This is a genomic window from Sphingopyxis sp. LC81, from assembly GCF_000756375.1.
In the GTDB taxonomy this organism is placed as follows: domain Bacteria; phylum Pseudomonadota; class Alphaproteobacteria; order Sphingomonadales; family Sphingomonadaceae; genus Sphingopyxis.
On record NZ_JNFD01000015.1, the window covers coordinates 36,046 to 47,372 of the forward strand.

Below are 11,327 nucleotides of genomic sequence, written 5' to 3' on the forward strand. Positions count from 1 at the left end.
CGATGAGACCGCGGACACGGCCGGCGTCGCTTCGCTGTCGGGCATCAAGCTGCGCTGACCGGTGCTCAGCGACGCCGAACTCGACCGCTATGCCCGCCAGATCATCCTGCCGGCCTTTGGCGGTGCTGGACAGGCGAAGCTGAAGAGCGCGCATGTCGCGATTATCGGCGCGGGCGGGATCGGCTGTCCGGCGATCACCTATCTGGCCGCGGCGGGCGTCGGCAAACTCTCGATCATCGACCATGACGTGATCGAGCTCAGCAACCTCCAGCGCCAGCCACTGTTCACCGATGCCGATATCGGCGCGCGCAAGGCCGATGTCGCCGCCAGCGCGGCGCGGCGGATCAACCCGCACGTCGACGCCGTCGCGGTCGCCGAACGGCTCGATGATGGCAATGCCGAGGCGCTGCTGGCGGGCACGAGCCTGATCCTTGACGGCTGCGACAATTTCGACACGCGGCTTGCGGTGAACCGCGCCGCCGTCGCGCTGCACATCCCGCTGCTCAGCGCCGCGATCGGCGCCTTCGAGGGGCATGTTGCGCTGTACGAAGGCTGGCGCGCGGAGTGCGCCTGCTATGCCTGCCTGGTCGGCTCCGATCCCGACCGCGAAGGCATCAACTGCGCCGAAACCGGCGTGATGGGCGCACTCGCGGGGATGATCGGGACGATGGCGGCGCTGGAGACTGTGCGCGCGCTCACCGGGCTCGGGTCGTCCTTGACCGGCCGGCTCGCGATCGTCGATATGCTCGACAGGCGCTGGCGCGAGGTTGGCGTACCGAAGGATCCGCTATGCCCGGTCTGCCGAGCCTGAACATCATCGTCGCGGTCGCCGAGGGGCGGCGGCTTTACGCCGCACTCGAAGCGGGAATGGCGGCGGCGGCGTTGGGCCGGCCGGTGCGTATCTTCCTGCAGGGCGAGGCCGCCGCGCTGTTGCGCGACCCGGTTGCTTTTGCTGGCGACGAGGCGCGCCGCGCCGCGGGGCAGCCCGATCTCGCCTGGCTCGTCGAAGAGGCGATCGCGATGGAGATCGGCCTTTTCGTCTGCCAGTCGGGCATGGCGCTCGTCGGCATCGCGGCGACCGAACTGGTGCCGCATGTCCGCGCCGCGGGGCTGGTCAGCTTCATGGCCGAGATCGGCGCCGAGGACAGGCTGATCGTTTACTGAATGTCTCCCCTCCCGCTTGCGGGAGGGGTTGGGGGTGGGCGTGAGCGCAGCGAACTCCCGAGATACCGATGGCCCACCCCGCTGCAACTAGCGAACAAGTTCGCAAGTTTCGCTGCCCCTCCCGCGAGCGGGAGGGGAGATTTCATCACGGATTATCGCAGACCTTGATCGCGTCCGCTTCGGGGCGCCTGCCCTCGGGCTCGAAGCGCGCGAGGTAGCCGCCGGCGTGCTGCTTGTCGTCGTAGGAGACGAGCTTGTAGCCCACCGCCTCGAACTCGCAGACGAGCAGACGGAAGGGCGTGCCATGCTGCGCGATCGGGCGGTCGCCGTCGACGACGATCACCTGCCCGCCCTTGCGCAGCGCCGGACGCAGGCGCCAGAGGAAGGCGTAGGGCTCGCCGATCTCGTGATACATATGGACCATGAAGACGCGGTCGAAACTCGCCGCGGGCAGGCGCGGATCGTCGACCGCGCCGAGTTTCAGCGAGACATTGTCGAGCCGCTCGCGCGCGACGCGGTCGGCGAGCCGCTCGATCACCTCGGGAATGATATCCTGCGCGAGGACGCGGCCGCCGATGCCGACGCGCTGCGCCAGCCGCACCGTATAATAGCCGTCACCCGCGCCGATGTCGGCGACGGTCATGCCGGGCCGCACGTCGGCCGAGTTCATCACGTCCTCGGCCTCGTTGACGCGGTCGCGCGCTTCTTCGGTCGACCATTTGGTCGAGACGGTCGGCGCGACCGGCCGGTCGGCGGGCGGAAATTCGCGCGCGGTCTCGGCGCGGTCGCTGCCCTCGTCCCACGGCGTATCGCAGCCGTTCAGCAGCGGCATGAGCGCCAGCAGGACGGCCGCTGCGCGCTTCATCAGTCGATATCTTCCACTTCGACCTTTTCGCCCGTCACCTTCTGCGACAGCGCCGCGGCCATGAAGGGGTCGAGCGCGCCGTCGAGCACGTCGGACGGTGCGGTCGAGGTCACGCCGGTGCGCAGATCCTTCACCAGCTGATAGGGCTGGAGGACATAGGAGCGGATCTGGTGGCCCCAGCCGATCTCGGTCTTCGCCTGATATTCGCCCGATGCCGCGGCTTCGCGCTTTTGCAGCTCGGCCTCGTACATCCGCGCCTTCAGCATGCCCATCGCGGTCGCGCGGTTCTTGTGCTGCGACCTGTCGTTCTGGCTCGCGACGACGATGCCCGTCGGGATGTGCGTGATGCGCACCGCCGAATCGGTCGTGTTGACGTGCTGCCCGCCCGCGCCCGAGGCGCGATAGGTGTCGATCTTGAGGTCGCCTTCGTTGATCTCGATATCGATATTGTCGTCGATCACCGGATAGACCCACACGCTCGAAAAGCTCGTGTGGCGGCGCGCCGAGCTGTCGTAGGGCGAGATGCGGACGAGGCGGTGGACGCCGCTTTCGGTTTTGGCATAGCCATAGGCATTCTCGCCCTTCACCAGCATCGTCGCCGACTTGATGCCCGCCTGTTCGCCCGCCTGATATTCGACCAGCTCGACCTTCAGCCCGCGCTTTTCTGCCCAGCGGCTGTACATGCGCTGGAGCATTTCGGCCCAGTCCTGGCTTTCGGTGCCGCCCGCGCCCGCATGGACTTCGATATAGGCGTCGTTGGCGTCGGCCTCACCCGCGAGCAAGGCCTTGATCTTGTCTTCCTCGGCGCGCGCCGCCAGCACGCCAAGCGATGCGACGGCTTCGTCGACCATCGCCTCGTCGCCTTCCATCTCGGCAAGCTCGATCAGTTCGGCGGTGTCGGCGCATTCGGTCTCGATCGCGCGCGTCGCGGTGATCGCTTCGTCGAGCCGGCGGCGTTCGCGCATGACTTCTTGCGCGGCCTTGGCGTCGTTCCACAGCGTCGGGTCCTCGACCTTCGCATTGAGTTCGTCGAGCCGCCGCACCGCGCGGTCCCAGTCGAGGAAACGCCGCAGCAGCGCCAGCGCGGCGCCAATCTTGTCGATATGATCCTGCGCTTCGGCGCGCATGTCCTTGCTCCTGAAATATGTTGATCCCGCCCTTACGGCTTCAAGCGCCGCAGGGGAAGGTGGTCCAAGCCGTCAGATGATGCCGCCGCGGTCGTCGAGGAAGTCGCTGTCGGTGCGGCCGGTCGATCCCTTTTGCGACGGACCGCCGGTCGCCCGCCGCTGCGTCTTGATCGGCTTGATTTCTTCTTCGCGGATCGTCCGGCGCGGTTCGCTTTCGGGCTTGAAGGCTTCCCAGATGATCGACGCCTTCGGGTCGGTGCCCGGCCAGCTGCCATAGACGCGGCGGCCCGACTGGCGATCGATGCGCACCATCCGCACACCCTTTGGCGCCGAGAAGGGGATCGGCTGGCGATCGGCGAGCGCGGCGAGCGCGAAATCCTTGAAGATCGGCGCGGCATAGCTGCCGCCCTGCGCATAGCCGCCCATGCTGCGCGGCTGGTCGAAGCCGATATACATGCCCGCGATCACGTCGGGGGTGCCGCCGACAAACCACACATCGTTCGGGCCCGAGGTCGTGCCGGTCTTGCCGAACAGCGGCACGTCGAGGTCGCGCAGCCGCACTGCGGTGCCGCGCTGGACGACGCCTTCGAGCATATGGACGACCTGGTACGCGGTGATCGGATCCATCAGCTGCTTGCCCGACCGGGCAAAGCGCGGCATCGGCCGGCCGTCCCAATCCTTCTTGTTGCAGCCCTCGCACGGTTTCCAGTTCGCCGGGAAGACCACCTTGCCGCGGCGGTCCTGCGCATAGTCGATGACGCGCGGTTTCAGCGCGCGGCCGTGGTTGGCGAGCATCGCGTACGCATTGGTGATCTTTTCGACCGTCGTCGTCCCGGCGCCGAGCGCGGTCGACAGATAGGGTTCGTGCTTGCCGATGCCCATCGTCTGGATCGTTTCGACGACCGGCTCCATGCCGACCTGGCTCGCGGTGCGCACCGTCATCAGGTTGCGCGACTGCTCAAGACCCCAGCGCATCGTATGCTCGCCCGAGCCACCCGCGCCGCCGAAGTTGCGGAAGCATTTGTTGCCGAGGCTGGCGCCCTGATAGACGCAGAAAGGCCCGTCGACGATCATCGTCGCGGGTGTCATGCCATTGTCGAGCGCCGCGGCGTAAACGAAAGGCTTGATCGTCGAGCCCGGCTGGCGTTCGGCCTGCGTCGCACGGTTGAACGGCGAGAGGCGGACGTCGAAGCCGCCCTGCATCGCATAAATGCGGCCCGAATGCGGGCTTTCGACGACCATGCCGCCCGACACTTCGGGAATATTGCGCAAGGCATAGCTGCTGCCGCCGGTCGATTTGACGACGATCAGCTGGCCCGGGCGCATCGCCGAAAAGGCGCTGCCGCCGGTCTTGCGATAGCCCATCGTCGCGGCGCTCGCGGGCAGCGTGCCGGTGTCGCCGTTGGAAAAGCCGATCCGCGCCGCGCCCGCCGACTTCGAGAGCACCGCGGCGACGCGCCAATTGTCGTAATCGATGCCGATGAAGCTCGACGCGAGACGGCTCTGCCACTGGTCGTCGGCCTCGATCGTCGCGATCGGTCCCGACCAGCCCTTGCCCGCGTCGTAGCGCTGGAGCCCCTTGCGCAGCGCCATCGTCGCGCCCGTCTGCATCTTGCCGTCAAAGGGGGTGCGCACCCACAGGCCGCCGGCATAGACGCTGAGCCGGCCGTCCTCGGCGGTTTCGCCGAACTGGGCGATCAGCTGGCGCCGCACCTCTTCCATATAATAGCCGCCGACCTGCGCGACCGCGGTGTTGCCCGTGTTGGTCAGGCCGAGCGGCATCGCGCGCGCCGCGTCGCGCTGCGCGGTGCTGATCCAGCCATTGTCCTGCATCGACCCGAGCACGAAATTGCGGCGCGCGAGCGCCTCACGCTCGAAACGCGCGCGGCCGTATTTCTCGGGCGCCTTGGGCAGGATCGCGAGGAACGCCATCTCGTGCAGCTGGAGCTGGTCGACATCCTTGTCGAAATAGGCGCGGCTCGCCGCCTGCACGCCGAAGCTGCGGCGGCCGAGCGGGATTTCATTGAGATAGAGCTCGAGAATCTGTTCCTTGGTCAGCGCATCCTCGATGCGCATCGCGAGGATCGCCTCGCGCACCTTGCGGCGATAGCTGAGCTCGTTGGTGAGCAGCAGGTTCTTCGCGACCTGCTGGGTGATCGTCGAGGCGCCGACGGGGCGGCCGCTGTTCGACAGGTTGGTGATGATCGCCGAGGCGATGCCCGGATAGTCGATGCCGCCGTGGCTGAAGAAGGTCTTGTCCTCGGCCGCGAGGAAGGAGCGCACGAGCAGCTGGGGGTATTCGCTATATTCGAGCTGGACGCGGCGTTCGCGGGCATAGCTGTGCACCGGATTGCCCTCGCCGTCGCGGACCATCGTCGGCAGCGGCGGTTCATAGTCGCGCAGCTGGTCGACCGACGGCAGGTCGCGCGCGAAAACCGCCCAGATCAGCGCGAGAAAGAGAACACCCGCGAGCGCGAGATAGCCGAGCCAGCGGAACCAGCGCCGGGTCCACATATCGCTCAGCCATGCGATGACGGCATTGCTGTCGCGGCGCAGGCGCAAGCGGAAATCGGGCGGACTGTCAGCGGCCATATGCCCCCGCCTCTAAAGCCTGAACCGTCGAAAGGGAAGCGTGCTTGCGGCGAGGTGCGTTTCTACTCCCCTCCCGCTTGCGGGAGGGGTCGGGGGAGGGTTTGTTTCCTCAGCCATATCCGCGACATGCCCTCCCCTAACCCCTCCCGCAAGCGGGAGGGGGACTTAAAAGGTCGAGCAGCGCCGAGCGCAGCATCGCGGCCACTTCAGCAAGCACGACGCCCGCCGAAACGCGGTCTTCCTCATAGAGCATTTCGTCGGCGGCAAAGCCGAGCTCGACCGCCAGCCGCAGCCGCGACCAGAGCATTTCACGGTCGATACCGGGAAGATGCGGCGTACAGGCATCGGCAAGCCGGCCGGTCACATGGCGATGCGATTCGAGCCGGACATGCACGAGGCGCGGCGTCGCGTGCAGCGCGCGCAAGATCCACACCGCCCCTGGTTCGGCGCGCGTCACCGCGGCATTTTCGGCCAGGAGATCTCCGATATGATCCGCCATCCCCGCGACCCCCGCGGGCGCATGACGCGCGATCCAGCTTTCGAGCACATCGTTCTGGCGCTCCATCAGCCGCCGCCCGAGCGCCTCGATCACCGCATATTTATCGTCGAAATAGCGATAGAGCGCGGGCGGCGTCAGCCCGGCGCGCGCGGCGATCATGTTGGTCGAAATCCGCTCGAACCCGACCTCGGCGAGCAAGTCGCCCGCGACGTCGAGCAGGCGCGCCTGCGTCTGCCGCGCGCGGTCCTGCTTCGGCGGCTGGCGGGCGGCGGCGATCACCGCGCCCGGCCACGCGCGCCGACCGGCCAGATGTCGACGAGCGTGTCGCCCGTGACAATATGATAATAATCATAGAGGTTCACCGTCGGGTCGCAGTGCGGCACGGTCAGACTGACCGGGTCGCCGGGGGCGAGCGCGTTGCCAATGTCGGGCGCGATCAGCGCGGCATGCTCGTCGCCCATGAAGGCGAAAAAGGCGGTCTCGGGCGCCCCGCGCTGCACCACAGCGACCCCGCCATCAGTCGACAGCGACTTGTAACCGGCATCGATCGTGACGAGCCCGCTGTGGTTGGCGCTGACGACGCGCGCGTCGACCAACAGCGAAACCTCGAACGGCGGCGCGGCGCCATCGGCGATGTCGCAGTCGAGATATTGCTTGTCCATGAAGACATAGGAACCCGCCTGCAATTCGGTGAAGACGCCGAGCTCGAGGTCGATGCGGTGTGTGCCGGTGCCCGATCCGGTGATGATCGCGGGCGCGAAACCCGCCCCGGTCAGCGCGGCGATGACCTGTTGCAGATAGGCGGTGCGCTCGACGATCGCGGCGCGGCGGTCGGCGTAGCTTTCGATATGCTGCTGCGACCCGCAGTAGAATTGCACGCCGCGATATTCGAGGTTGGGCGATGCGGCGATCGTCTTCGCCAATGTCACCGCCGCTTCAGCCGACGCGACGCCGGTGCGCGCGATACCGGGGTCGATGTCGATGATCACGTCGAGCTTCGCGCCCGTCGCCCCCAGCGCCGCGTCGATACGTTCTGCGATACACGGATGGTCGACGACCGCCATCAACCCGTCGGCGGTGACCGCGAGTTTCGCCAGCCGCTCGATCGCCGCGGGTGCAGCAACGGGCGAAGTGATGAGGATGCCGGTCACTCCGCCCTCGGCGAGCACTTCGGCCTCGCCGATCTTGGCGCAGCAGACGCCGACCGCCCCCGCCGCTTGCTGACGCCGCGCGATATCGACGCTCTTGTGCGTTTTCGCATGCGGGCGCAGCGCGACGCCGTGCTGCGCGGCGAGCGCCGCCATCGCCGCGATATTGCGGTCGAGCGCGTCGACGTCGAGTATCAGCACGGGCGTGTTGAGGTCGGCGCGCGAACCCTGCTGGCCGATCAGATGGTCGTGCAATTCACGGTCGGTCGTCATGCGAACAAGGTCTCCAGATGCGGATTGAGAAATTTGCCGTGCGGGTCGGCGGCGCGGCGCACCGCGGTATAGCGTCCCGCCATTGGATAGAGCGCCGCGACGTCGGCGCGGCTCAGCGTGTGGCGTTTGGCCCAGTGCGGCCGGCCGCCGGCGCCGCGAAAGATCGCCTCGGCTTCGGCGAACAGCGCCGCCCAGGGCATTTTCGCATATTGGTGCATCGAGATCGCAGCGACGGGCCCGGCATTCATCGGGCTCATCCAGATATCGTCGGCGGCGACGGTGCGATATTCGAAGGGAAAAGTGACCGGCAGCCGCTTCTTGCGAATCCAGCCGACGACCTCGTCGAGCGTCTCAAGCCCGGCGGCGCGCGGCATTTCATATTCCATCTCCTCGAACCGCAGCGTCCGGTCGGAGGGAAAGATCGCGTGCGCGGGCCCGCGGCGGCGGCCCGAAATGCCGCTTTTCATCATCAGCCGCTGCAGAAAGGGGGTGAGGAACGGCAGCCGCGCCGACATGTCGAGGATGCGCCGAAACGTCGCCTCCTCCATATCGGTCGTGCTCGGCGGCGGGTCGCACGGATCGCAGAGGTCGAGCGTTTTCAGGATCACCTCGTCGCTGTGCGGAAAGAACCAGAATTCGATATGGCGGTGCTGCTGTGCCAGCGCGTCATAGCTTTCGCGAATCTCGTCCCAGCGGCGCTTTTCGATCCGCTCGGCGAGGTGGAAGGTCGGGACGACCGCGACTTCGATCTCGGTCGCGACGCCGAACAGCCCGAGCGACAGGCGCTGCGCCTGATAGAGGTCGGCGTTCGTCGCGCTATCGCACCAATGCGCCTCGCCATCGGCGCCGACGAGGCGGAAGCCGCGCGCGAAGGTCGAAAGCGAGCCCAGATCGACGCCGGTGCCATGCGTGCCCGTCGCCATCGCGCCCGCGAGCGACTGCGGATTGACGTCGCCCTGGTTGGCGAGCGCCAGCCCCTCCTCCCAGAGCGCCGCGGTCAGTCGGCGGATGCTCCAGCCCGCTGGAATGCGCGCGGTCCGGCGGTCGGCGGCGATGTGCATCGCACCCGCCATATCGTCGAGGCTGACGATCAGCTCGCCCGATTCGCAGAGCGGCATGAAGCTGTGTCCCGCGCCGGTAACGCGCAGCTTGTTCGCGCTGCGGACGAGTGCCGCGAGCTCATCCTCGCTTTGCGGGCGCGCGACCTCGCCGCTCGCGGTGACGCTGCCCGACCAGTTGCTCCACGCCATGCCTCTCTCCCGCAGCGAGCGCGCCCAAGCTGTGCGCCGCCGAAAAGTTAGTCAAGACTATATTTTATGTGCCGAATGGCGGCTTTCGACCGGTTGTCGCCGCTCGTTCACGATAGTAGCGCGCCTCAAAGCAGACACTGGAGAGATCGTCTGGACCGGCTTCCGCATACGAGACGAAGACGGTTCAACCGTCTCTCACCAGAAATTTTCCTCGTGAATCCTGTCAGTTTGTTCGATTGAAGATTTGCTTATAAACAATCGGTGTAGAGAGCAATGGACTGACGATGGTGGTATCCACCACCAGATCCTGGCCAACGCTGCGATACGTTGTGATCCGCTCGCTGTCGTCGCCACGGAATGTTAGAGAAATAGCTTCGCCATCAGCTTTTGCCGACACATCGAAAACAAGCACTTCAATGAGCTTCCACTTGACGGGATCTCCGCCTATCCAAACGACGAAAGGTACTTTGTCATCATATGTGATCCCGACTCGATCTCCTACAATCGAGATTCTCATTCTATTTACCGCAATGGACTTGCGTAGCCTCATGCGAGCGAGAGGGCGCTTGGCGCTGGAAAGGCCTGCAATAACGCTCTCGATCGCTTGAAAGGCGTTGTCGCTCCGTTCCTCGTCCAGAACATAGATGCCTGAAACCACACCTTGCACGGGGCTCGCGGAGCCTGAGCTAGAGCTCAAGATGGAAGCTCCGATCGCCGCCGACAAAGTCCAATGACGCATGACGCTCTCCTCAAATCCCGCGGCTCGCCGTGACAGGTGCAGTGACGATCCGGCTTAGCGTATAGGTGAGGCTTGGTTGTCAAATCGAGGGACTTCTTCCCGTTTGTAGGCGCACGTACTGGCGGAGGGCTGGCTGTACCAAGGGGCCGAGCCTTGCGGCCGCTAACTCGATCCCCAAACTCGAAAGCGGACCAGCCGCTCACCACCCCAAAGCCGCCGTCAACGACAATGCGATGCCGCCCGAAACAAAGCGATTGCAGAAAACAGCGCCTAGCGCGCCACGATCCGCCGCGCGAAATGGACCTGCACCGCGTTGCGCACCCCGCGCGCGACCTTTTTCTGGCCCGCCGACGAGGCAAGGAATTTGCTGTCGTCCTTGTTCGAGATGAAGCCCGTTTCAAACAAGACCGACGGGGTGTCGGGCGCCTTCAGCACGATGAACGAGGCGAAGCGGTGCGCGGTCGTGCGGAATTTGACGTCGCCCGACGCCTCGCGCTGGAGCAGCCGTGCGAAATCCGACGCGACATTCATCGTTTCGCGCTGGGTCAGGTCGAGCAGGATCGCCGACACGTCGCCGCTGTGCGCGCCGAGGTCGACACCGTTGATGACATTCGCCTTATTCTCGCGCGCCGCCAGCCGCGCCGCCTCGCGGTCGGAGGCGACTTCGGACAGCGTGTAGATCGAAGCGCCGCTGGCTTGGCTGTTTTCGGCGGCGTCGGCGTGGACCGAGATGAACAGGTCGGCTTTCAGCCGCCGGGCGATGCCATAACGCTCCTCGAGCACCAGAAAACGGTCGTCCGCGCGCGTCAGCGCGACGCGCACGCGGCCCGAGGCGAGCAGATCGGCGCGGATCGCGCGGGCGAGCGCGAGGGTGATATCTTTTTCGCGCTTGCCGCTGTGCGGCGAAATCGCGCCGGGGTCGTGCCCGCCGTGCCCGGCATCGATCACGACGAGCGGCAGGCGGTCGTTCGCCGGCCCCTCGATGCGCGGCAGCGCCACCGAGGGCTTCGGCTTTCCGATCGGAACGGTCACGCTGTATCTTTTTCCCGGGCGTTTTGCACGGAATCCCGCCGAAACCGGCCGTTCGATGCGCGGCCTGTCGAACGCCGGATCGACGATTGGCCGTCCCGCAATAGCTGCGGGCGGGGTCGCGATCATGCCAAGCAGGGCAAGCAGGCTCATGGCGCGTCTATGCCGCCCGAAGCGCGCGCTGGTCCAGCGCTTATTGAAAACATGGCTCCCCTGGCCGCAGAGCAATGTGAATCATCGATTAGGCATCGCGCGCCAAACCCGCGTCAACCGGCAGGTTAGCAAGCGATTCAGCCTGTTCGCAGGTGTGGGTTTTCTTGCAACACCCCTGCATCATCCTATCTTTGTACGGTGGTTGTGGTTGCCGTCGGCAGATGCCGATGCTAGCACGCCCTCACTGACGGTGTCGTTCCCGGTGCCGTCCGGCCTTTTGAGGGGAGGGCCTGCTCCGCGAATATGCGGAACATGGCCGCCTTGGCGCCGGACATACGGGGAAGGGCGACCTGCCGCCAGTCCACCCGGTTGACCGGACAGTCGGGGCGTGCGCATCATGCCCGCCCTGCGCGCCCGCCCCTCCCCTAACCGGGTGATGCCGCCCGGCGCTTTCCCTGGCCTCCTCCGCTTCCGCCCCCGGCCGCTTT

10 protein-coding genes are annotated in these 11,327 nt (G+C 66.1%); 2 read left to right on the plus strand and 8 right to left on the minus strand.

The genetic code is table 11. The annotated features are described in order from the left end of the window. Positions 1-61: 61 nt before the first annotated feature. Together FG91_RS08620 and FG91_RS08625 are read left to right on the plus strand one after the other, a co-directional pair. Complete coding sequence (locus FG91_RS08620; protein WP_037514177.1) at positions 62-811, plus strand: HesA/MoeB/ThiF family protein; 750 nt, start codon at positions 62-64, stop codon at positions 809-811. After that, the gene (locus tag FG91_RS08625; protein WP_037514178.1) at positions 790-1,164 is read left to right on the plus strand and encodes a DsrE family protein; all 375 of its coding nucleotides are present in this window, start codon (positions 790-792) and stop codon (positions 1,162-1,164) included. The genes FG91_RS08620 and FG91_RS08625 overlap by 22 nt, the downstream gene beginning before the upstream one ends. 145 nt (positions 1,165-1,309) lie before the next feature. Here the strand turns inward: FG91_RS08625 and FG91_RS08630 are convergent, their stop codons facing one another. The 8 genes from FG91_RS08630 to FG91_RS08665 all read right to left on the minus strand — a co-directional run bounded on the left by FG91_RS08630 (position 1,310) and on the right by FG91_RS08665 (position 10,914). Beyond that, positions 1,310-2,029, minus strand: a complete 720-nt coding sequence (locus FG91_RS08630) for a class I SAM-dependent methyltransferase (protein WP_037514179.1) — start codon at positions 2,027-2,029, stop codon at positions 1,310-1,312. Continuing rightward, entirely contained in the window at positions 2,029-3,156 is a 1,128-nt protein-coding gene (gene prfB, locus FG91_RS08635; protein ID WP_037514181.1) for a peptide chain release factor 2, read from the minus strand. The genes FG91_RS08630 and prfB overlap by 1 nt, the downstream gene beginning before the upstream one ends. Positions 3,157-3,228: 72 nt before the next feature. Further along, positions 3,229-5,748: a penicillin-binding protein 1A gene (locus FG91_RS08640; RefSeq protein ID WP_037514183.1), complete on the minus strand. Its 2,520-nt coding sequence runs from the start codon at positions 5,746-5,748 to the stop codon at positions 3,229-3,231. A gap of 136 nt (positions 5,749-5,884) precedes the next feature. Then, the gene (locus FG91_RS08645; protein ID WP_052187429.1) at positions 5,885-6,526 is read right to left on the minus strand and encodes a TetR/AcrR family transcriptional regulator; all 642 of its coding nucleotides are present in this window, start codon (positions 6,524-6,526) and stop codon (positions 5,885-5,887) included. After that, positions 6,523-7,668 (minus strand): DSD1 family PLP-dependent enzyme, encoded by a 1,146-nt coding sequence (locus tag FG91_RS08650; RefSeq protein WP_037514186.1) that lies wholly within the window; start codon positions 7,666-7,668, stop codon positions 6,523-6,525. The genes FG91_RS08645 and FG91_RS08650 overlap by 4 nt, the downstream gene beginning before the upstream one ends. After that, on the minus strand, positions 7,665-8,918 hold the full coding sequence (locus tag FG91_RS08655; RefSeq protein ID WP_037514187.1) for a D-arabinono-1,4-lactone oxidase: 1,254 nt from the start codon (positions 8,916-8,918) through the stop codon (positions 7,665-7,667). The genes FG91_RS08650 and FG91_RS08655 overlap by 4 nt, the downstream gene beginning before the upstream one ends. Before the next feature lie 223 nt (positions 8,919-9,141). Then, complete coding sequence (locus tag FG91_RS08660; protein WP_037514189.1) at positions 9,142-9,657, minus strand: hypothetical protein; 516 nt, start codon at positions 9,655-9,657, stop codon at positions 9,142-9,144. A 270-nt stretch (positions 9,658-9,927) separates the two neighbouring features. After that, entirely contained in the window at positions 9,928-10,914 is a 987-nt protein-coding gene (locus tag FG91_RS08665; protein WP_037514190.1) for an N-acetylmuramoyl-L-alanine amidase family protein, read from the minus strand. Between the last annotated feature and the right edge of the window lie 413 nt (positions 10,915-11,327).

Coding starts and splice junctions, on each gene's coding strand:
- FG91_RS08625 (WP_037514178.1), top strand. CDS start 790: ATGCCCGGTCTGCCGAGCCTGAACATCATCGTCGCGGTCGCCGAGGGG.
- FG91_RS08630 (WP_037514179.1), bottom strand. CDS start 2,029: ATGAAGCGCGCAGCGGCCGTCCTGCTGGCGCTCATGCCGCTGCTGAAC.
- prfB (WP_037514181.1), bottom strand. CDS start 3,156: ATGCGCGCCGAAGCGCAGGATCATATCGACAAGATTGGCGCCGCGCTG.
- FG91_RS08640 (WP_037514183.1), bottom strand. CDS start 5,748: ATGGCCGCTGACAGTCCGCCCGATTTCCGCTTGCGCCTGCGCCGCGAC.
- FG91_RS08650 (WP_037514186.1), bottom strand. CDS start 7,668: ATGACGACCGACCGTGAATTGCACGACCATCTGATCGGCCAGCAGGGT.
- FG91_RS08655 (WP_037514187.1), bottom strand. CDS start 8,918: ATGGCGTGGAGCAACTGGTCGGGCAGCGTCACCGCGAGCGGCGAGGTC.
- FG91_RS08660 (WP_037514189.1), bottom strand. CDS start 9,657: ATGCGTCATTGGACTTTGTCGGCGGCGATCGGAGCTTCCATCTTGAGC.